Annotated in this window: 20 protein-coding genes, 1 tRNA gene and 1 pseudogene; 10 read left to right on the forward strand and 12 right to left on the reverse strand. The window is 46.0% G+C overall.

Features of this window, described 5'->3' with window-relative positions; translation table 11 throughout:
* Positions 1 to 40: 40 nt before the first annotated feature.
* Positions 41 to 208 (reverse strand): annotated as a pseudogene (locus ABH897_RS04485) (excalibur calcium-binding domain-containing protein); the annotation flags it as partial.
* Positions 209 to 558: 350 nt separating this feature from the next.
* Between ABH897_RS04485 and ABH897_RS04490 the strand changes: the two are divergent.
* The 3 genes from ABH897_RS04490 (at position 559) to ABH897_RS04500 (ending at position 2,717) form a co-directional block, all read left to right on the forward strand.
* Positions 559 to 1,107: a GNAT family N-acetyltransferase gene (locus ABH897_RS04490; protein ID WP_283652456.1), complete on the forward strand. Its 549-nt coding sequence runs from the start codon at positions 559 to 561 to the stop codon at positions 1,105 to 1,107.
* Between the two features lie 133 nt (positions 1,108 to 1,240).
* Entirely contained in the window at positions 1,241 to 2,344 is a 1,104-nt protein-coding gene (locus ABH897_RS04495; protein WP_283652455.1) for a glycerol dehydrogenase, read from the forward strand.
* A gap of 157 nt (positions 2,345 to 2,501) precedes the next feature.
* Positions 2,502 to 2,717 (forward strand): hypothetical protein, encoded by a 216-nt coding sequence (locus ABH897_RS04500; RefSeq protein ID WP_025685324.1) that lies wholly within the window; start codon positions 2,502 to 2,504, stop codon positions 2,715 to 2,717.
* 68 nt (positions 2,718 to 2,785) lie between these two features.
* Here the strand turns inward: ABH897_RS04500 and ABH897_RS04505 are convergent, their stop codons facing one another.
* Together ABH897_RS04505 and ABH897_RS04510 are read right to left on the reverse strand one after the other, a co-directional pair.
* Positions 2,786 to 3,817, reverse strand: coding sequence for a glycosyl hydrolase (locus tag ABH897_RS04505; protein ID WP_404580031.1), 1,032 nt, complete (start codon positions 3,815 to 3,817; stop codon positions 2,786 to 2,788).
* A gap of 32 nt (positions 3,818 to 3,849) precedes the next feature.
* Positions 3,850 to 4,128, reverse strand: coding sequence for a hypothetical protein (locus ABH897_RS04510; RefSeq protein WP_283652453.1), 279 nt, complete (start codon positions 4,126 to 4,128; stop codon positions 3,850 to 3,852).
* Positions 4,129 to 4,478: 350 nt separating this feature from the next.
* Here ABH897_RS04510 and ABH897_RS04515 point away from each other — a divergent pair, with 350 nt between their 5' ends.
* The 3 genes from ABH897_RS04515 (at position 4,479) to ABH897_RS04525 (ending at position 5,293) form a co-directional block, all read left to right on the forward strand.
* Entirely contained in the window at positions 4,479 to 4,661 is a 183-nt protein-coding gene (locus ABH897_RS04515) for a hypothetical protein (protein WP_044648234.1), read from the forward strand.
* A 54-nt stretch (positions 4,662 to 4,715) separates the two neighbouring features.
* A complete protein-coding gene (locus tag ABH897_RS04520; protein ID WP_283652452.1) occupies positions 4,716 to 5,042 on the forward strand; it encodes a YnfA family protein in 327 nt (108 codons plus the stop codon).
* 98 nt (positions 5,043 to 5,140) lie between these two features.
* The gene (locus ABH897_RS04525; RefSeq protein WP_200893493.1) at positions 5,141 to 5,293 is read left to right on the forward strand and encodes a hypothetical protein; all 153 of its coding nucleotides are present in this window, start codon (positions 5,141 to 5,143) and stop codon (positions 5,291 to 5,293) included.
* A 72-nt stretch (positions 5,294 to 5,365) separates the two neighbouring features.
* On the opposite strand, the gene ABH897_RS04530 is transcribed toward ABH897_RS04525, so the two are convergent.
* Positions 5,366 to 5,557: a hypothetical protein gene (locus ABH897_RS04530; RefSeq protein WP_283652451.1), complete on the reverse strand. Its 192-nt coding sequence runs from the start codon at positions 5,555 to 5,557 to the stop codon at positions 5,366 to 5,368.
* Positions 5,558 to 5,691: 134 nt separating this feature from the next.
* Entirely contained in the window at positions 5,692 to 5,850 is a 159-nt protein-coding gene (locus ABH897_RS04535) for a hypothetical protein (protein ID WP_013311032.1), read from the reverse strand.
* A 248-nt stretch (positions 5,851 to 6,098) separates the two neighbouring features.
* On the opposite strand from ABH897_RS04535, the gene ABH897_RS04540 reads away from it, so the two are divergent.
* Positions 6,099 to 6,184: transfer RNA gene (locus ABH897_RS04540), tRNA-Leu, on the forward strand.
* Between the two features lie 517 nt (positions 6,185 to 6,701).
* Here ABH897_RS04540 and ABH897_RS04545 read toward each other — a convergent pair.
* Positions 6,702 to 8,087 (reverse strand): PTS transporter subunit EIIC, encoded by a 1,386-nt coding sequence (locus ABH897_RS04545; protein WP_283657150.1) that lies wholly within the window; start codon positions 8,085 to 8,087, stop codon positions 6,702 to 6,704.
* A 258-nt stretch (positions 8,088 to 8,345) separates the two neighbouring features.
* Between ABH897_RS04545 and ABH897_RS04550 the strand changes: the two genes are divergently transcribed.
* Positions 8,346 to 9,545 (forward strand): enolase C-terminal domain-like protein, encoded by a 1,200-nt coding sequence (locus tag ABH897_RS04550; RefSeq protein WP_404518803.1) that lies wholly within the window; start codon positions 8,346 to 8,348, stop codon positions 9,543 to 9,545.
* A gap of 65 nt (positions 9,546 to 9,610) precedes the next feature.
* Here the strand turns inward: ABH897_RS04550 and ABH897_RS04555 are convergent, their stop codons facing one another.
* Positions 9,611 to 10,318, reverse strand: coding sequence for a GntR family transcriptional regulator (locus tag ABH897_RS04555; RefSeq protein WP_283652447.1), 708 nt, complete (start codon positions 10,316 to 10,318; stop codon positions 9,611 to 9,613).
* 202 nt (positions 10,319 to 10,520) lie between these two features.
* Here ABH897_RS04555 and ABH897_RS04560 point away from each other — a divergent pair, with 202 nt between their 5' ends.
* Complete coding sequence (locus ABH897_RS04560; protein WP_404518804.1) at positions 10,521 to 12,581, forward strand: glycosyl hydrolase 115 family protein; 2,061 nt, start codon at positions 10,521 to 10,523, stop codon at positions 12,579 to 12,581.
* Positions 12,582 to 12,760: 179 nt separating this feature from the next.
* Here the strand turns inward: ABH897_RS04560 and ABH897_RS04565 are convergent, their stop codons facing one another.
* Positions 12,761 to 13,972, reverse strand: a complete 1,212-nt coding sequence (locus tag ABH897_RS04565) for an MFS transporter (protein ID WP_404518805.1) — start codon at positions 13,970 to 13,972, stop codon at positions 12,761 to 12,763.
* Positions 13,973 to 14,107: 135 nt separating this feature from the next.
* Between ABH897_RS04565 and ABH897_RS04570 the strand changes: the two genes are divergently transcribed.
* Positions 14,108 to 14,986, forward strand: coding sequence for a LysR family transcriptional regulator (locus ABH897_RS04570; RefSeq protein ID WP_283652444.1), 879 nt, complete (start codon positions 14,108 to 14,110; stop codon positions 14,984 to 14,986).
* An 86-nt stretch (positions 14,987 to 15,072) separates the two neighbouring features.
* Here ABH897_RS04570 and glpK read toward each other — a convergent pair whose 3' ends face one another.
* The 4 genes from glpK to ABH897_RS04590 are packed head-to-tail and all read right to left on the reverse strand — an operon-like array spanning position 15,073 to position 19,904.
* Positions 15,073 to 16,590, reverse strand: a complete 1,518-nt coding sequence (gene glpK / locus ABH897_RS04575; protein WP_283652443.1) for a glycerol kinase GlpK — start codon at positions 16,588 to 16,590, stop codon at positions 15,073 to 15,075.
* A gap of 12 nt (positions 16,591 to 16,602) precedes the next feature.
* On the reverse strand, positions 16,603 to 17,538 hold the full coding sequence (locus ABH897_RS04580; RefSeq protein ID WP_283652442.1) for a transketolase family protein: 936 nt from the start codon (positions 17,536 to 17,538) through the stop codon (positions 16,603 to 16,605).
* Positions 17,539 to 17,540: 2 nt separating this feature from the next.
* Entirely contained in the window at positions 17,541 to 18,386 is an 846-nt protein-coding gene (locus tag ABH897_RS04585) for a transketolase (protein WP_404591300.1), read from the reverse strand.
* A gap of 54 nt (positions 18,387 to 18,440) precedes the next feature.
* Positions 18,441 to 19,904, reverse strand: coding sequence for an L-fucose/L-arabinose isomerase family protein (locus ABH897_RS04590; protein ID WP_404518808.1), 1,464 nt, complete (start codon positions 19,902 to 19,904; stop codon positions 18,441 to 18,443).
* Between the last annotated feature and the right edge of the window lie 123 nt (positions 19,905 to 20,027).

Consider the following 20,027-nt stretch of genomic DNA (forward strand, 5'->3'; position numbering starts at 1 on the left):
GTCTTTTTGTGCATTATACCCATTCAAATGTAATGAGAGATTATTTTTCGCAGGCAATTCCGTCATGATCACGGTCGAGTGCTAAGCGGTAGCCGGGATCACCTTTGTAGAGAGGTGCCTTACCTGCCTTTTTAACAGCTGTACAGTTTTTGTAATAGACGGAACTTTGCGTAGCTGATTTATGGGATTTTTTTGATTTTTTGGCCTCCACGGTGGGGGCGAATTGAAGAGAAACGCTGAATACTAGAGCCGATGCCAGTGCGATGGAGATGATTTTGGATTGTTTGTTCATCCTTACTCTTCCTTTCTGTTCATGACTATAGTCCCGGTCCTTTATACAAATATGTAGGGGATTAGACTGATTATAGTCTATCAGAATCAGGGATATTTTTCTATAAAAAAGGATGAATGGATAGTTTATGGCTATTTGTTTGTGTTTTGTCCGATTGTTTTGTAAAGTTTATACATTGAATTCCTGAGGGGGCTTATATTGCGGACGTTTAATAGCATAATAGCTAGAGCGAAAATGGGACAACATAAAACAGGAGATGGAGTGTCATGACAATCGAAAATTTATTTTATGGGGACCGGATTAAACTATCCGCTGTCAGGGAAGAAGATGCCGAAACGATGTTCAAATGGGGAGAGGATGCGGAGTATTTGCGTAATGTGGATACGGACCTGGCACTTCCTTATACGCTGAAGCAAATGGAATCGGAAGGTTCACCCAGTTCGAATGAGGTCTATTTCCGGTTGAGAACGTTAGCAGATGATGTCCTGATCGGATTTGTGGCCATTCACGGGATTGAGTGGAATAATCGGATCGGCCAGTTGGCGATTGGCATAGGCAATACGGACTACCGTGGGAAGGGATACGGTGCGGAAGCGGTGCGTCTCATTCTTCGTTATGCTTTTTACGAATTAAATTTGAATCGGGTCGGTCTGGATGTTATTGAGTACAATGAACAGGCCATTCGAACCTACGAAAAGGCGGGTTTCCAGCTTGAGGGCAGGGTTCGTTCGGCTGTTCTTCGTGATGGCAACAGTTACGACCGTATTATGATGGGGATGCTGTATTCCGAATGGAATGAAAGCGTTAAAGTTTGAGAGATACACAATTTGTTCATAAAATATTCCATAAACAGTCTTTTAACAGGGTCAAAAGAGGTCTATAGTTAAGTTGTCACATACTGAGATACATAGTGTTTTCGGTGTGAGTCAAAGCTAAGGAGGAATTTACATGACAAACGTTGTAAGGTCCGTCACTTCACCCAAGAAATTTATTTCTGGCCAAAATCTGCTCTCGTCGTTAAATGACTACATTAAGGATTATGGCGATAAAGCCTTTATTATTTGCGATGAGTTTATACTTGAAAGGGCTCAAAGGGAGGCTGGCGCTTCTATTGAAGCGGCTGGCAATCAGGCCATTTTCGAGAAATTTCAATATGAATGTACTAAAGAAGAAATTGAGCGTAACCGGGAATTGGTGCGCAAACATAGCGCTAACATCATTATAGGAATCGGCGGCGGGAAAACGCTGGATACCGCTAAGGCAACGGCTTACTATGAAAAGCTGCCTGTCGTTATTTTCCCGACGATTGCTTCTACGGATGCCCCTTGTACAGCCCTTGCGGTTATCTACAAGAAAGATGGCTCCTTTGATGAGTATTTGTTCCTGCCAACCAATCCCGACGTTGTACTCGCAGATACGGGCATTCTGGCAGCGGCGCCTGCACGTTTCTTCGCAGCTGGCATCGGCGATGCGCTGGCTACTTATTTTGAAGCGCGGGCTTGTTATCAGTCCAATGGGGACAACCTCGTGCTGAACAAGCCTTCCACCACAGGGCTGGGGCTTGCCCGTCTCTGTTATGATACATTGCTGGAAAATGCCGTGAAAGCCAAGCTTGCGGTGGATCGTAAAGTATATACTCGTGCGGTGGAAGATACCATTGAAGCGACAATTTATCTGAGTGGTGTTGGTGCGGAATCAGGTGGTTTGGCAGCAGCTCATGCGATTCATAATGGCATGACGGCTGTTCCTTTACTGCATAAAGCACAGCATGGCGAGAAGGTCACATTCGGCTTGCTAACTCAGCTGGTGCTGGAAAATGCACCGAAAGAGGAACTGGAAACGGTCATCAAACTGGTTAAGGATGTAGGTCTTCCATTGACGCTTCGTGATTTGGGTGTAGAGGAGTTTGTCGAGGCTGAATGGCGTCAAGTAGCCGAAGCTGCCTGTGCATCGAATGACACGATGGTCAATATGCCGTTTCCGGTCAGTCCTGCTGACGTGTACAACGCCATCATTGCGGCAAATGCGATTGCAGAATCCTATCAGGGATAGTTTTTCCCTAAAGAACGAAAATATCTTTTGCAAAAACGGGTCTGTCATATTACTGGCAGGCCCGTTTGGTTTAAACGCGGACTTATATCATATCTTATTCTGACCGATATACATGTAACAGATGAAATTAGGAATGGTTACAGCAGGAGGAGATTTGATGTTGGTACATGGTAAAACACGAAGAGGCAGTTTGTACATCCATATGTCCAGCGGTTTTCATAAAATTGGAGATTATCGGGAAGAATATTCAGTAGCGCCGGGAGATCGACTGATGTCGAGATTGACCAAGCGGATCTATACCATTGTATCTGTGCATCTCGGTGAAGAGGCGTATGCCGATATTGATCTGGAAGAAGTGATTAGAAATAGTTAAGCGCTTGGTTAGACTCAAAAAAGCTTCAATTTCACTCATAGAGCGAAGTTGAAGCTTTTTTTGTTATTTCAGCGCAGAGCCTCGTTGAGAAGGTCCCGTGTGATAATATTATTTTGATTCATAAATGTTCTGATCGCTGATTGCGAATTGGTTGTGGATAGTTCCTTTCCCCAAGTCATGGCATAAGCCCAGGCGGGTTGATTTTTTAGTACATTGGCGCTCGGCAGAATATTACTTTCTCCAATTCCAATCGGCTTGCCTTGTGCAAGCTTGAGCAGTCCGGTGTAATAAGAGGCTTTGTAATCATTATTGTATATGTCAGCTGCGAGAATATCCACTCTGTTTATGCCTGGAAAAGTTCGACTGTACGGTGTGCTGTATACGTTCGGTGCATTCGGACTCCATACCCATAACAGATTATCTAGATGATGAACATTAACGAATCGGTCATACATCACATTCCACAGTTTGGCGTAATTTTGTTTGTTCCCCCACCAGAACCAGTTACCGTTCATTTCATGATAGGGTCTCCACAAAACAGGCACATCTGCATCCCGCAAGGTTTTGAGGGAGAGTGCAACCTCATCAATATCTGCAATCAGCTGTTGATATTGCGGGGTACCCGGTGTGATGTAACGATTAAATTCCGCCTGACTGAGCTTGGTTTGCACGTTTTTCCACGTTTTCGGTTTACCTGGTAACGCCTGATGAAAGGTGATCGCTACAATCCCGCCAGACTGGCTCCACTGGATCGCACTGTCCACAACACGCAGACGTTGCTCTTGTAAGGCTGCGTGGGACTGATTGGCTAATCCTCCAAACTCATAGCCATGGAGTCCTGCATATTGTCCGCTGATTTGTTGTAGCTTGTTATTTTGTTCATCCGGTGCCTCCAAATAATCATGCTGCCCGGAAATTAGCGTACCCCCCGGCACATTGGAAAGGTAGGTGAGTAGTTGCCTGGCTTTGGCAGAGGCCTGGGAATTAACAGGCGGAGCGGCATCAGCTATAATGAACGATTGCTGTAAGACACTGAATAGTAAAACAAGTAGTAGCAGTAGCACCCTTTGCAACCAAAAGCGTATTGAGTGAGATTTCATGGCGCTCCTCCTTTGATGACATCATGATGAAATTACAAGTTTTCTTTGCGCTTTCTCAGCTGGATACATGCGCTAATGAGGATTATTAGCAAACAGGAGAAAACCAACCAGTTCGGTTCCTGTGAATATATCCAGCTTTCCAGCAGAAGGAAGCCGAAAATCAACGCAAGCAAACCCATGGTAAGAACCATTTTGGTTTGCGCTGGACGGCGGCTACACTTGGAAATCCAGTGTATGATGCCCAGAACGATGGCTACCTGAAATAAAAACATGCCCGTTAACATTAAAGTAGCTAAAATGATTGGGGACATCGGTATCCTCCTCCTAAATTACAATCAGAATATGCAGGTTGTAACCGGGTGCGGATTCATGAATGTGAATTCAATATAGGTAGGCAAGTAGTTGTACTCTCGTTACAATCTAATTAAGTTGACTAAATTATACCATAACTACCGTCCTGCAATAAAAGGTGTCAAAATACCTACTCTGCCTTGATTCGCCATCGTACTCTATATTCAGTGAAATATTGACACATAGTTGTACACTTCATAAATATGCAGGAGAAGTGGGAAATATACAGTAAGCATGAGTATAAAATCAACGCGAAATCAGCGGGAAAGTTTGGTATCATTAAGGTGATATTGATAAGGGGGCCATTCACATGAATGAAGATAACCGACCGTTTTCTAGCCCTGTAGATGCTGAAGGAGCCAAAGCGAATTTTGATGCGAACCAGCGGAAGCTTCACTCTGAGGGAGCCTCTGGCTTATGGCGTCAGGTCAGCAATCTGCTTATTCTGGTTGGCGTGATTGCGTTGATTATTATTTTAGGTCGAGTGCTCTAAGGATAACATCTAAAAATAAAACCAAGAAGATTAGAAGAACAGGGGTGTGAAGTGGTGTTAAAGGCAGCGTTACTTTTTATGCTGGCTGGCATAGCCGAAATTGGGGGAGGGTACTTGATCTGGCAATGGCTGCGTGAAGGGAAGACATGGTATGTCGGACTTTGCGGCGGGGTGATTTTGGCTGTCTACGGAGTCATTGCGACCTTTCAGGTTTTCTCCTCCTTTGGGCGTGTGTATGCAGCATACGGGGGTGTCTTTATAGTCCTTTCCATTGCATGGGGATGGTGGATTGATAAAAAGACACCTGATTTGTACGATATCGTGGGTGGCTTGATTTGCTTGGTCGGAATAGCCGTAATACTTTTTCCCCGATCTGGATGATAGGACAAAAAACCCTTTTTTATTTTTTTGAAAAACATGACTATTGATCTACATAAATGAGCTTCATATTCCGAAATAGAACTTAAGGAGGGGGTTCTATGAACTGGAATCAAATGAAGCTTAGAATGAAATTTGGCCATGCTGTACCGAAGAGTGAAGGGAATTTCTCAGTAGGTATCGTATGGGGAATCCTGATTAGTGTTGTGCTTTGGGTCTCGATTATTGGCTGGTTTATGCTTATTTTCAAGTGATCTCTAGGAATCACTATATAAGGCTGTTTAGTTAAATGCTACTTAAGTAACCCGTGCCCTATGACCCAGGTTTTAATCTGTAAAATCGTTACGAAGCTTGTCCAGGCCACGGTTTATAGCTTCATCAATCATATCTGTAGCAGCAGGAGTATCGGCATTGATGTCAGGAATACGATTAAAGCCTGGCTCGCGCTGATCTAACGACTGTTCATGTTCGACCTGATCGACGGTGCGATTCTTTTCTTCCCTAATGTTTTCTTTCATAATACATCACACGCTCCTTTACGAGTGCAAGCATATTGTACGCTTTATATAAACGTTAACGCTCAAGGCAGCTAAAGCGGTTATAATAATAAAGCCGGGGAGGAAATAGCTCCCGCCCGGCACTTCCCAAACGACTAGCGATGCTCAATCAGATCAATCGCTCCCAGAACAACATGAGCCAGTCCGAAACCGAGAATGCCTGTAGCCGCAAGCTTGTACTTACTGCTCAGCAACACAGCGCCTGAAGCCGATACTACCGTTCCAAGAACAGCTGGAATCATACCTTCACGCATTCGTAACACCCCTTCTGGTAGTTTGGAAAGACGTTTATTATTGTAATTCAAATGGGCCCAAGTTATACAAAAAAGAAATTTTATTGTTTTAGAAAAAAACACTTTACAACTCGATGAAATTGTCGTATTATATGTTGGTGCCCAATAAAACGGTATTTACATAGCGAGAACCATTTTGTACATAAGCTGGATGTTTCTCCGATACTTATAAGTCAAGTAAGTATGAAAAATAGCGTTCCTAAATTTATGCCGGGGTGGCGGAATTGGCAGACGCACAGGACTTAAAATCCTGCGGTAGGTGACTACCGTACCGGTTCGATCCCGGTCCTCGGCATTAGTATGCTTTACCACGGTCACATCAGAGTTAAATGTACGAAAATAACAAGAGGTCCTGTATATCTGCGGAATGTTCCGTTATAGGTATACAGGGCCAACGAAACGCCTCACCGTTACTATCCGGAGGGGCGTTTTTTGTTTTGTCAAGATTACGGTGTATTAATCCGAACGCGGGCAACGGGACCGATAGGCGACAATTATTTAATAACCATCTGGTTACTGTAAAGAAACAAAAGACAGAGGGCCAGCAGTTCGGTCGATGTTGATGTGCTGACTGTGATATTAGCTGTACCTAACGAAAAACGTTTGTTGAGCTTCGAACTACACGGCCATGTTCGTGACGCTGGATACTGGCACACGTCCACTGGAGGGTGCAAAAAGCCGAATACGGGCAACAAAGAAAGTAACTGAAGGGCCTGACAACACTTATACAGTAGGTCAGGCTCCACTCATAATCTTAGATACTTTAAAACGATTTATTGATCTTAAAAAAGCTTGGAAGCCATGACAAACGATTATTTGAGCTGCGTAGGTTCATTTGCTCTCGCAACATCTACTTTGCTTAGAAACAGATAACAGATTGTAAAGGAGAGTGCGACAGCAATGATCATTCCGGAAATGGCATAGATAAAGTAAGGCCCGAAGTAAGCGGGAATGCTAAATATACTCGATAACACATATCCATACAATCGGACACCGAAAAAGCTGATAAAAGCCGAAGCAACTGAACTTGCGATGATGGCGGCTAGAAAAGCTTTTTTGTACTTAGCTAGAACACCGAATAAAGCGGGTTCAGTAATTCCCAAAAGACCGGAGACGGCGGCTGAAACAATAATAGATTTTTCTTTAGGTGTGTTTACCTTGTAATACACTGCAAATGTTGCGCCTACGATTGAAAAGTTAGCCATACACATCATAGGCATTAACATATCGTAACCTTGTGTTGCAAAATTCTGCAAAGCAATCGGAGTCATTGCATGATGCATGCCAGTAAAGACGGCCAAAGGTCGAATCGCACCAACAACAACGCCAGCAAGGATGGGAGAGATACCGAATAAGCCTTGAACAAGCCAAGCCAAGCCATTGCCTAGGTGAATGCCAATGGGACCGATAACGGATAATGCAAGGAAGCCCGAAATAAACAAGGTTAACGTTGGCGTAACTACGGTTTTTAACACTTCTGGAATAAACCTGTTGACGATTTTATGAATATGGCTCATCGCCCATACGGCAAAGATAATCGGGATTACTGTACCGGTGTAGTTAAACACTGGGATAGGTATAAAGCCTAAAAACTGAAACGAGGAAAGTTCCCCGGCCTTGGCCGCATCCACCATCGTTGGAAACATAATGGTAGCAGCGATTGCTATCGCTAAATATTCGTTGGTTTTGAAAATTTTAGCCGCCGATGCTGCCAGGAAAAACGGTAAAAACGTAAATACTCCGCTCGCCATCATGTTAATGATCTGAATGGTTTCGCTTTGATCCGAGATGATATGGAGGGCGGTCAACCCTGCGATAAGTCCCTTGATCAATCCTGCCCCGGCAATAGCTGGAACGATAGGCCCAAACACGCCGGATACAATATTCATGAAGAGTGTAACAAACCCCTTCTTTTTTTCAGAGCTTGCCTCATCTTCCTTTTGAACATCCGTTAGCTTTAATTCACTGGCCAAAATATTAAAATATTCCGCGACTTTAGGACCAAGAATGATTTGGAATTGGTCATTATTAAACTGCGCGCCCAAAACCGGGTCCAATTCCTTAATTTTCTCTATGTCCACTTTGTTTTTATCTTTTAAATCAAACCTGAGTCTGGTCATGCAATGCCAAGCGTTTTGAATATTGCTTTCTCCTCCGACCCCATAAATCATGTCTTGTACCGCTTTCACTTTGTTCATTAAAATTCTCCTGTCCTAGGAATATAAAGTATTGGTTCCGTTTACATTCTGAATGGTATCACAAAGATCTGGTGAATAAAAGCAGTCCAAAATAAGCCTTGTTTTATAAAAAAACCTTGATACATAAGGTTTTTTTGAACTTTTTATGATAAATTGGACTGGTTTTTTTAAACAATTCGACAATTTACCCAGCCAAATTGATTCTGCATTTCAAACATGTTTCAATAAACCTAGAAATTCTTAGAAAAGAGGAGACATATGAACCCTTCCATCATCACTAATGTGGAATGTTTTGTGCTTAAACCTGATCGACATAATCTGGTGGTCGTCAGAGTAACTACAGATAATAAAATTACGGGATATGGTTGCGCCACTTTTCAGCAGCGCCCGAAAGCCGTTCAACTCCTCGTCGAGGAGTACCTTAAACCTATATTGATTGGAAGAGACGCCAACAATATTGAGGACTTATGGCATATGATGATGGTCAACTCTTATTGGCGTAATGGACCTGTACTGAATAACGCTATTTCTGGGGTGGATATGGCTTTGTGGGACATTAAGGGTAAAATTGCCGATATGCCCTTGTACCAGCTGTTTGGAGGCAAATCGAGGGATGCGATACCTGCATATACTCATGCAGTTGCAGACAACATCGAGGATTTGTACCGAGAGATTGATGGTATTCTTGAGCAAGGATATAAACATATCCGGTGCCAACTTGGCTTCTATGGGGGGAATCCTTCGCACTTGCACGCTCCGGATTACCCTACCCAGGGTTCCTATTATGACCAGGACGAGTATATGCGAACAACCACCAAGATGTTTGCTCTATTAAGGTCAAAATATAATGACCAGTTTCATATCCTGCATGACGTGCATGAACGACTTTTCCCGAATCAAGCCGTACAGTTTGCAAAAGACCTCGAATGCTATAAACCGTACTTTGTTGAGGACATTTTACCGCCGGATCAAAATGAATGGTTAAGTCAGATACGTTCCCAAACTTCAACTGCAATAGCCACCGGGGAACTGTTCAATAATCCTTTAGAATGGAGAAGCCTTATTGTCAACAGGCAGATTGATTTTATTCGCTGCCATGTATCTCAAATTGGAGGGATCACGCCTGCTCTTAAGCTCGGAGCCTTATGCGAGGCATTCGGAGTTAGAATTGCTTGGCATACACCGTCAGACATTACTCCTATTGGAATCGCCGTTAACACTCATCTTAATATTCACCTGCACAGTGCCGCGATCCAAGAGAATATTCCGATTAAGGAGAACACACGCAGCATCTTTACGCCCATCATAGACGCTAAAGACGGATACATTTACCCTCTTGAACTTCCGGGCATCGGCGTGGAATTCAATGAAGAACGGGCGAAAAATTATCCAGTGGAATACAGGATGCACGAATGGACGCAGGCGAGATTGCCAGATGGAACACTGATGACCCCTTAAAACAAAAATACTCCAGCATATAGGGACCCTTATGCTGGAGAAGCTGCCTGTTTAGTTGAATGCTTCTATAAGCTTCTTCTTTTGTGATGCTCGTTATTGAAGGCTGTCAAATACGTACATTTATAGTCAATGGCTACGATTTCGCTTATCTCAAAGATAATCCCATTATTAAGAATGCCGCGGCTTGATATTTTCATCGCTGGGCTCTTTCTCTTTTGTTGCAAGAGCATAGCCTGTTCTTTATTAAGGGCGATTGCCTCATAGGTATTTAGGTAATGCGAAATCGTATATTTATGTTTTTTCACGTAGGATTGAATGGAGTGTTCGGCATCCGTGTGCGTAAGGATTGGAAACAAAATAACAGGTAATCGGGACAACTCTAATTGCATCGTTTGATAGTTAACGATTCTTAGACGTTGATATACCCATACCTCATCGCTACTTGTTATTCCAAAAATCTGTTGGTCCTCGGGAGTAGCGGGTTGCTTTTGCAACTCGATTACTTTGGATTTTATGTTGGAGTATGGGTTCTCAGTTAAAGAGTTATAGATGAGCGGACTGGTCTGAATATTCTTTCCAATGAAGATGCCTGATCCCTGAACGACTTTAACCAGGCCCATGTATTTTAATTTTTTGATTGATTCATGAATGGTATACCTTGAAACATTATACTGCTTCGCGAGTTCTCTTTCCGTCGGCAGTTTCCAGTCAGGATAATGATTTTGGTAGATTTTGCTCAATAAATCGTGAATTACAAATTCCCTTTTGTTCACTAATAAGCCCCCTAGTCGTTGGTTCATTGATATTTTTATCATACTGTTATAGCAACTATTATCAAGTGATTATAGTAATTATTTCTCTTTCTTGGACATTTTATCTCTAGCAAATCTTCATGTCCCGTTGGGCTTACTATGCCACCAACCTATAAAATAAAGGTAAGAAGAGTCTTCATCGTTGAATAGGAGATGACAATAAATGAAAGCCTTTGAACCTCTGATCATTTCATCTGTAAGCGGATACAATCTTCAAGCTGTCGGAAGTGTGCCAGTTGCCCACGCTTGGAGAATGATTGCGCGAGATCATAAGCAAGTGTTTGGCAGAGAGCCCTTGCAAGCAGAAGAAGAGGCCTCGATAATTATCCGTTATGCGCAGGAAGAGGAAGGATGTCCACAGTGGCCAGAGGGCTATTGTCTTCGTTTTGTTGCAGGTGGCAAGGGAACGGTACTTCATATCATTGGCCGTGATGAGCTGGGGATCATTTATGGGTTGCTTCATTACAGTCGCTTCGTGCTTGGTGTGGAGCCGTTCTGGTTCTGGGCGGAACTCCCTCCGACCAAGCGGGATACAATAGTCCTGTCGAGCCAGGATTATGACAGTATACCGTCCAAGGTTCGCTATCGGGGCTGGTTCGTCAATGATGAGGTATGCCTGATTGGCTGGAAGGATGATTATCCGCCAACGGAGCAGGTGTGGGAGCCCGTTTTTGAAGCGTTACTACGCTGTGGTGGCAACATGGTGATACCGGGAACGGATTTACCACGCACGGGTATTCATCATAAGCTTGCAGTAGAAATGGGATTATGGATTACACATCATCATGCCGAGCCGCTGGGTGCAGAGATGTTTTTGCGTGCTTTTCCGGGGAAACAGGCCAGCTACAAGGAGCATCCCGAGCTGTTTGAGCAGCTATGGCAGGAAGCGATTGAACGGCAAAAGGGAGAGAAAATTGTATGGGTATTGTCTTTTCGTGGGCAGGGAGACAAGCCTTTTTGGGAAAATGATCCTTCCTTTAATACGCCGGAGAAGCGTGGACAATTAATATCGTATGTGGTTCGCAAGCAGTACAGTATGATCAGTAAATTTGTAGAGCAGCCTGTGTGCAGTATGGCGATGTATGGCGAGATTGCCGAGTTATACAACCAGGGTCATATTGAAGTCCCCGAAGGGGTGATTAAAATATGGGCGGACAATGGTTACGGTAAAATGGTATCCCGGCGCCATGGGAATCTCAATCATCGTGTACCCGCATTGCCCGAGGTGGAGGATGAAGGCAAGAACGGTGTATATTATCATGTGACCTTCCACGACTTGCAGGCGTCGAACCATCTTACTCAATTTCCCTCCTCAGCCGAGCTGATTGTGGACGAATTAACGGCAGCATTTGTCGCAGGAGCAGACGAGTATCTGTTGGTCAATTCAGGTAATATTTTGCCACATTTATATACTCTGGATTTGGCAGCGAATTTATGGACGTATGGTAACGTGGATGCTGAACAGCAGCTTACTGACTTTATCGGGCGGTTGTACAGTCGTCAGCATCAAGAGATTTTCCAATTATACCGGGATTATTCCCGTTGTACTATTGTTTATGGCCCGCATAAGGATGATCGGGCGGGGGAGGAATTCTATCACCATCCAGCGCGGCAAATGATGGGCTTTTGGTTGCAAGGCAAAGAAGGAAGTGATCAACGGCTGTGCTGGGCTGCTGGAGAAAGACCTTTTGCTGAGCAGGTACGCTGGTTCAAGGAAAAAGCCGAGTCGGCTATCCCGGGCTGGGTTGAACTGCGAGAGCGGTGTCTACAAATTATGAAACAATTACCTGAAGATGAATATCGCAGACTATATAATCAGCTTCTTGTACAGATTGAATTGCATCTAAGCGGTTGTCGCGGGCTGGCTAACATCTGCATCGCTTACGGGTTATTTCTTGAAGGAGATTATCCACGAGCATTTATACAAGCTTCGCATGCCGTTTGGAGCTACCAGACGGGTAGAGAAATGCTCTCGCTCGCAGGGACTGGAAGATGGGAGCATTTCTACCGGGCGGATTGGTTGACTAATCTCGATAACACCATTTCTCATGCGGACACAGTGCGGAGATTTCTGCGGATTCAGGGAGATAGTCCCGATATGTTCCTGTGGTACAAACAATATGTAATGGCGGAAACAGAGAAACATATCTACCTGGAGAATACGCATCGCAAGCCGCTACCCGATGATGAATTGGCACGCTGCTTGGAGAAGGTGCTATATTAGAGGAGTCGGTCCTGGTAAAAGAACCTTCCAATCCATCAAGATGGAATGGAAGGTTCTTTCTAACTTAACCCATGTTTCATTTAGCTTCTGCATATCTCATGATGCAACTTTCAAGCTACCATCACCTGCTGACCTCTAAACAAAATTTCTCCTTCTATATCGTTTCTTGAGTTTCAGGTCTACACATATCTTCTTGTAGAGAACCCGTGTTCCTTGGCCCCCCACGAAACGACGAAGGCAAGAAGCATAAGGATAAGCAACGTCCACGGGAAAGAGCGAACCCCAAGCGTCTCTAAAAGAATTCCGCCAAGCAAGCCGCCCCCGCCAATGGCCAAATTCCAAGCAGTTACAAGCATAGACTGAGCTACATCTGCGCTCTCGCCTGCCGTTTCGGCCAAGGCGGTCTGTAATAAGGTAGCAGCACCGCCAAAGGTCAGTCCCCACAGGGCAACACTTAAATACACGATAGCAGGTTGGTGACTTCCGATTCCTAGTGCTACAGCAGTTACAGCAAAGCCAAGGGTACTCATGAGTACCAATAGACGCAGCCAGCGGTCGATCAATGCACCGATCAATCCAATTCCGGCAACCGAAGTTATCCCGAAAATAAGCAGCACCACATCCGTTCGGGAGGACAGTCCAGCCTGATTCAAATAAGGAGCGATATAGGTGTACAGAATATTATGCGCCAGCACCCAAACCAAAACGACAAGTAAAATGGGACGTACACCGGCAATCGTGAAAACCTTACTCAGTGGGAGTCGCTGTTGGGTAGCCTGTCCGGGAAAATCCGGAAGTTTCCAGAGTACCCAGAAGACTAAGACTACCGCGAGAAAGGACATGGTACCAAAAACCGTTCTCCAGCCAACAAGCGCACCGAGGAACGTTCCTAACGGAACGCCAAGGGCAAGAGCCAGCGGGGTTCCTGACATGGCGATAGCCATGGCGCGTCCTTTTAATGCATCCGGCACCATTCGCCGGGCATAGCCAGCAAGCATCCCCCATAACACACCAGCGGCTACGCCTGCAAGGAAACGGGCAGCCAGCGTCAAGATATAGTAAGAAGACAGTGCCGTAATGGTGTTAAATATGAGAAAGCCAATGATACAGAGCAATAATAAAGGCCGTCGTCGCCAGCCCCGTGTTGCGGCAGTCAACGGGATTGCGGCAGCGAGCGAACCTAGAGCATACAACGTGACCAATTGGCCAGCCAAAGCTTCCGATATTCCCAGTCCTTTGCTGATTTGTGGCAATAGACCAGCGGGAAGCGTTTCGGTGAGAATACAAATAAATCCGGTCATAGCAAGCGCCAGTAACCCGCCCCATGGAAGTCCTTTAGATGAAGCTGTATCTCTGGTAGTGCGTTCGGTAAAATTCAGATTTGAATTCATATTCCAATCCCCTTCTATCAAGCATTACATCTGCTCATAAGGAGCAGGAGTTGTTTTTTATCATAAGGTATGTTTTGATATAACTGAAATACTATTATTTCATAGAGGGAATAACCGTACGGTTATAATGGGTGTATGTCTGTGAATATGAATCATCTTGAAGTGTTTATGAAGGTTGCGGAGAAAATGAATATGACGGAGGCTGCCAAAGCGCTGTTTATTTCCCAGCCTGCGGTTAGCAAGGCTTTGATCCAATTTGAAAATACTTTGCAGGTAAAATTGTTTATTCGCGACAAGCAGAATGGACTCGTACTGACCGAAGTGGGAAAAGAAATGCTGAGTCTGGCCAGACAAATGAAGGAAATCGAAGATAAAATGGTTCAGCTTGCGTGTCAGGAGAATAAGCTTTTACGCGGTAAAGTAAAAATAGGCTCCTTCCCGGCAGCCTCTACGAACTTGCTTCCAGAAGCGATCTGCTTATTCCGCTCCCAATACCCCGATGTCACTATTGAACTGATGGAAGGAAACTCGAATCAAATTAAACAATGGGTGGAGGATCGCACTGTTGAAATTGGAATAGTAGCTTCTCCATTCGATCATTATGACGTCCATATTCTTGAACACGATTCCATGGTTGCGATCATACCGGAGAATCATCCATTGCAAGCAGAACATGAGGTTTCTCTGGAACAGAACAGGAACGACCTTATCTTCTGTAAAGGAGGACATGAATCTGCTGTATTAAACACCTTGCATGAGCAGCAAATTCCTTTCCAGGAGAGTCTCACAGTCCAAACGGCTGAAACCTTAGTCCATATGGTCCAAAAAAAGCTGGGCATTGGCATTATATCGAAGTTTACGCTTTCCTCGGTGTCCCACTCACTAATCGTTAAAGAGATCATTCCCCAAATTTCGCGGGATATCGGAATTATCGCGCATTCCTTTGATGAAGCGACCCCGGCAGCCCGTGAGTTTGTAAAAGTGTTGAGTCAGTTATATCGTTCGAGTGAGTAATTTAATAACAGGGCCTTTGCAAAAGCAAGGGCCCTTTTTGTATGGATTGTTTTGGGGAGATATGAGGAATGAAGTATAGAGATTATTTATAAAACGGGAGATTCATGCTGTTGTTGCACTACAGACTGAACAGCCCGCTGCCAGCCAGTATAATATTTCTCTCTGGTAGCATCATCCATCTTTGGTTCATATGCTTCATACATTTTAAGATTGGAAGCGATTTGATCTGAATCGGACCAAAAGCCTGTGCCGAGCCCACCGAGATAGACCGAACCCATGGCGGACAGCTCGGCACATGTGGATCGGGTCACAAGGTTGCCCAGAATATCGGCCTGAAATTGCATCAGCCAAGTGTTGGAGGAAGCCCCACCGTCCGTGCGCAGGCCGACCAACTCAATCCCGGACTGTTCCTGAATAAACTCTATAGCATCCCGTACTTGGTAAGCGATGCTCTCCAACGCAGCCCGGACAATGTGTCCTTTGCCAGTTCCACGGTTCATACCGATAATTGCCGCTCGGGCATAGGGATTCCAATAGGGAGCGCCCATTCCGACAAAGGCAGGTACAAGATAGACGCCATCGTTTGCAGGAACGCTTTCGACTAAGTGCTGCATCTCCTCAAAGGTAGAGAACAGCCCTAAATTGTCCTGCGTCCATTTGATGCTGTCACCTGTTGTCCGGATGATGGCTTCAAGCGCATACGTAACAGTTCCGCCGGCCCCCCAGGCGATAGCGGTTACAAGTCCGTCACCGCCATCCACCGGATGATTCCCTACGTTCATTAATACAGAGGTGCCCGTGCCAAAGGTTGCTTTGGCTGTTCCGGGCTTGAAACACAGATGCCCATACAATGCGCCTTGTGAATCCCCGATGACGCCTGAAATCGGTATTTTCTCATTGAAAAGGTCGCAATCTGCCGTATATCCGAATACAGCGTCAGATGGTTTAACCTCGGGCAGCAGGGAAGAAGGAACGGAGAACAGCCGGGCAAGCTCTTCATCCCACTCCAGCGTGTGGATATTGAACAGCGATGTACGACTGGCATTTGTATAGTCGGTTGCATGATTTTTACCGCCGGTAAGCTTCCAGACCAGCCAACTGTCCATGTTCCCTGCAAGCAGCCTCCCTTCAGCCAGCAGGTTGGCAGCTCCTTCCGTATGTTCAATGATCCATTTGAACTTGGCAGCGGAGAAATAAGGGTCAAGCATAAGCCCTGTTTTGGCGTGGATGGTGCTTTCGTGGCCGGCTTGCTTCAGCTCGGCGCACAGGTCCGCCGTACGCTGGCACTGCCAGACAACAGCATTATATATTGGCTGACCAGTCGTCTTATCCCACACCAGTGCCGTTTCGCGTTGATTGGTGATTGTCAGCGCAGCCAGTGCGGATGGATGTACGCAAGCCTGCTCCAATACGCTGCGGGCAGTTATTTTGACATTTTCATAAATTTCGAGCGGATCATGCTCTACCCAGCCGGGATGGGGGTAATATTGCTTATGCTCCATCCCGCTGCGGGCGATTACTGCACCCTGATGGTCTACAAGGAGTGCTTTGGTGCCTGAAGTGCTCTGGTCGATGGCCAATATATATTGTTGATTGTGCTCCATATGCTTCGCCCTCTACTTATTAATCAATTCGAATGCAATTTGTTTGATATTGTCACCCGTAATGCCGTAGTGGTGGAAAACTTCCGCCGATTTACCGGCAATCGCTGGCTCATCAGGGATGCCGAGCACTCTCATAGGAACCGGGTGATTCTGCACAACAACTTCTGCCACGGCTGCGCCGAGACCGCCGTAAATGCTATGTTCCTCAACGGTAATGATGCGTCCAGTTTCACGTGCAGCGGTGATGATCGCCTCTTCATCCAGCGGCTTGATTGTATGCATGTTGATTACCCGGGCGGATATGCCTTCGTCGTTGAGTGCCTTGGCGGCATCGAGTGCGATTCGCACGGTTTCACCGACACCAATAATTGTAACGTCGTTGCCTTCTCTCACAGTGATGGCCTTGCCTATTTCAAATGGGTAATCATCGGTTTCGTAAACGTCTTCAACGGGATTACGCCCGATTCGCACGTATACGCCGCCGTCATATTTTACAAGCGCTTCGGTCAGTTTCTTCGTTTCGTGCCGATCAGCAGGCATTACAATCGCCAGTCCCGGAATTGCCCGGGCTACTGCGATATCCTGCACGGAGTGGTGTGACATGCCAAGCGCCCCGTAGCTGACGCCTCCGCTAATGCCGATGAGCTTCACATTTGTCCGCGAATAAGCAACGTCAACTTTGACTTGTTCAATACTGCGCATACTGAGAAAGCAGGCTGGTGAAGTCACAAACGGCTTTTTGCCGCTGTGGGCCAGGCCTGCGGACATGCCTACGATATTCTGTTCGGCAATGCCGACCTCGACGAACTGCTCCGGGAACGTATTGGCAAAGGGAGCCATTGCAGCAGAACCACGCGAATCGCTGGCCAGTACCATGATATCACGGTCGTCTTTGGCCAACTCCAGCAATGTGTCACAGATTACTTGGCGATTAGGAATTTTATTCATGCTTAATGCACCTGCCCTTTCTGCGTCAATTCTTCGATCGTTGCCTTTAGCTCTATGAGAGCCAGCTCCAACTCTTTATCATTAGGCACATGGTGATGCCATGCCGGGACATTTTCGGCGAACGATACGCCTTTGCCCTTGGTGGTATTGGCCATAATTAGCGTTGGCTTTCCCGCTACTTCAGGGGCGGCTCTGAATGCCTTAAGCAATTCTTCCATATTGTTGCCGTTGATAGAGACGACGTTCCAGCCGAAGGCAGCCCACTTCTCTTCCAGCGGCTCCAGTCCCATGACTTCTTCGGTAGCACCGCTGATCTGGAGTCGGTTGCGGTCGATAATGCCGATCAGGTTATCCAGCTTATAATGAGAGCCTGCCATAGCAGCTTCCCAGTTGGAGCCTTCGGCCTGTTCGCCGTCTCCCATTAGACAAAATACACGGTAAGGACGGTCATCCCGCTTGGCAGCTAGTGCCATGCCTACGGAAATGGGCAGGCCGTGGCCGAGGGCCCCGGTGTTCATTTCAATCCCTGGAACCTTGTTGTTCGGGTGGCCAATGAGTCGGGTACCGAACTGGCTGTAGGTCTCCAGCTCTTCTTTTTGGAAAAAGCCCCGGTCGGCCAGAATACACCATAGAGATTCTACGGAATGCCCTTTGCTGGCGATAAAGCGATCACGGTCATCCCATTTTGGATTGGCAGGGTCAACGTTCATGATTTCATAATATAATGCCGTTAAAATGTCTGTATTGCTCAGCGATCCCCCCGTATGTCCCGTTTTGGCGCGGTGAATAATGGTCAGCAGGTCCATGCGGATTTGTGCGGCTTTGACTTTCAGTTCCTGGATTTCCATAATGTCCTCCTCAAGATAGATATAATAGGGATGGGTTTTGGCGATTTAGACATCTCAAACGTGAATGCTCGGGCGCTTATTACGGGCGAGATCGGATCCTCTAAGCCAGCTTTGAATTTCCTGTTCCGTGGGATCGACCGGGTCAGGCGTCAGGCCGGGTATATAATTGCAGGCCTCATAAATGGCCGGGATCACATTGGCGTGGATACCTACGGAATGATGGACGTAAGGCCCTTTTACGAGCTTTTCCTCCCACAGCGGCCAATCGTTTACTTCCACCCATACATAGGAGCCGCGGGTATAAGGACCTTCAATACCCCGGGCACGCCCGAGGAACATGGAGTACTCACCGTGGTCGCCGTCGAATCGGGCAATAGTCATACCGCCACCGCGGATTTCACCTTCATGCGTTCCGGGCGAATGGTCGTCGAAGAGAAAATGCTTACGCAATTTCGGTTTGTTCTCTACGGAGAGCGAGACCGGGAAATTGCCACAGTGGAAGAGAAGTTCGCCGTTATCATTCTCGGGATGCCGAACAGTAATATCCGCGAAGAAGGTCGGCAATGTGTTCATGGCGGCGGCCTGCACCATAATGGAAGTAATGGCTCCATGGATATCTGTTTCACAAGTAACTGGAATTTGCTCGTCAGTCAGGATAGCGTTGGCAAGACATGGCATAATAGATAGGGCATCCTGTAAAGAGGACCAGCACTGGATCGCGATAGCGCTGCTTCCTGTCTCACGGGCGAAAGATTTCATGGCAACCTTTAAAGCAGCTATCCGTTTTACGTCATCTTCGGTCACTTCGCTGTAATCGAGTTTTTCTTTAATGTAATCCATCGTTTCCAGAAGCTCAGAGCTGTTGCTGGAGGCGATTTTTTTGGTTCTCAGTTGAATGTCGACAAGGGTAATGGGGTGAATCTCAATGCCGAAGCGTTCGAGCAGCTCACCTTCATTGCACATCATCGTCCAGAACGAAGCGGGGCGGGGGCCAATTTGGAGAATGCGCAAGCTCTTGAACTGACGCACAACGTTGGCGGCAGCCACAAAGTTGGTAAAGCCCCTTTCAAAAACCGGATCATTCACCCAACTGTTCGTTACATAAGTGAAGGGAACGTCGAATCTTCGCAACACTTTACCTGTGGCGAAAATACCGCATTGGGTGTCGCGAAGGCGCATGCCGTCCGCGAGCGGCGCTTCATCCCGCGGTCCCCACAACAGGACGGGCTTGCCGAGCGCTTTGCCTACACGGGCTACAGTATCTTCTGTACCAAAGTTGCAATGTGGGAAAAAAACAGCGTCGACTTCTTCCTCTTTGAATCGCTTTGCAATTAAATCCGCGTTTATATGGTCGTCATACAGCAAGCCTTCCTCATTAAGGCCCTCCAGGTCTACAATGTCGATATCCATGCCAAAGCTCTCAATTTTCTTGCGAATTTCCACTTTGTACTTAAAGGCATCGTCGGCGCTGAACGTAAATCGGCGCGTCGGAGCATAACCCAACTTTAATTTCTTCATGATCATGTCTCCTCTGTACTCGAATAAACAACATTTGCTGAACAAAATAAAATGAATTAACTAAATTAAAGTAATAAGTTTAGTTGAAAAAAACTAAATTCGATGACTATTTCTATGTCGAAG

The organism is Paenibacillus sp. RC73 (assembly GCF_044908085.1).
GTDB lineage: Bacteria > Bacillota > Bacilli > Paenibacillales > Paenibacillaceae > Paenibacillus > Paenibacillus terrae_A.

What these genes read in the sequence shown, in the direction of transcription:
- ABH897_RS04545 (WP_283657150.1), bottom strand. Translation starts at nt 8,087, where the DNA reads ATGAACAAAGTGAAAGCGGTACAAGACATGATTTATGGGGTCGGAGGA.
- ABH897_RS04565 (WP_404518805.1), bottom strand. Translation starts at nt 13,972, where the DNA reads ATGAATTCAAATCTGAATTTTACCGAACGCACTACCAGAGATACAGCT.
- ABH897_RS04500 (WP_025685324.1), top strand. Translation starts at nt 2,502, where the DNA reads ATGTTGGTACATGGTAAAACACGAAGAGGCAGTTTGTACATCCATATG.
- ABH897_RS04550 (WP_404518803.1), top strand. Translation starts at nt 8,346, where the DNA reads ATGAACCCTTCCATCATCACTAATGTGGAATGTTTTGTGCTTAAACCT.
- ABH897_RS04495 (WP_283652455.1), top strand. Translation starts at nt 1,241, where the DNA reads ATGACAAACGTTGTAAGGTCCGTCACTTCACCCAAGAAATTTATTTCT.
- ABH897_RS04490 (WP_283652456.1), top strand. Translation starts at nt 559, where the DNA reads ATGACAATCGAAAATTTATTTTATGGGGACCGGATTAAACTATCCGCT.
- ABH897_RS04525 (WP_200893493.1), top strand. Translation starts at nt 5,141, where the DNA reads ATGAACTGGAATCAAATGAAGCTTAGAATGAAATTTGGCCATGCTGTA.
- ABH897_RS04570 (WP_283652444.1), top strand. Translation starts at nt 14,108, where the DNA reads ATGTCTGTGAATATGAATCATCTTGAAGTGTTTATGAAGGTTGCGGAG.
- ABH897_RS04530 (WP_283652451.1), bottom strand. Translation starts at nt 5,557, where the DNA reads ATGAAAGAAAACATTAGGGAAGAAAAGAATCGCACCGTCGATCAGGTC.
- ABH897_RS04580 (WP_283652442.1), bottom strand. Translation starts at nt 17,538, where the DNA reads ATGAATAAAATTCCTAATCGCCAAGTAATCTGTGACACATTGCTGGAG.
- ABH897_RS04585 (WP_404591300.1), bottom strand. Translation starts at nt 18,386, where the DNA reads ATGGAAATCCAGGAACTGAAAGTCAAAGCCGCACAAATCCGCATGGAC.
- ABH897_RS04515 (WP_044648234.1), top strand. Translation starts at nt 4,479, where the DNA reads ATGAATGAAGATAACCGACCGTTTTCTAGCCCTGTAGATGCTGAAGGA.
- glpK (WP_283652443.1), bottom strand. Translation starts at nt 16,590, where the DNA reads ATGGAGCACAATCAACAATATATATTGGCCATCGACCAGAGCACTTCA.
- ABH897_RS04510 (WP_283652453.1), bottom strand. Translation starts at nt 4,128, where the DNA reads ATGTCCCCAATCATTTTAGCTACTTTAATGTTAACGGGCATGTTTTTA.
- ABH897_RS04560 (WP_404518804.1), top strand. Translation starts at nt 10,521, where the DNA reads ATGAAAGCCTTTGAACCTCTGATCATTTCATCTGTAAGCGGATACAAT.
- ABH897_RS04590 (WP_404518808.1), bottom strand. Translation starts at nt 19,904, where the DNA reads ATGAAGAAATTAAAGTTGGGTTATGCTCCGACGCGCCGATTTACGTTC.
- ABH897_RS04505 (WP_404580031.1), bottom strand. Translation starts at nt 3,817, where the DNA reads ATGAAATCTCACTCAATACGCTTTTGGTTGCAAAGGGTGCTACTGCTA.
- ABH897_RS04535 (WP_013311032.1), bottom strand. Translation starts at nt 5,850, where the DNA reads ATGCGTGAAGGTATGATTCCAGCTGTTCTTGGAACGGTAGTATCGGCT.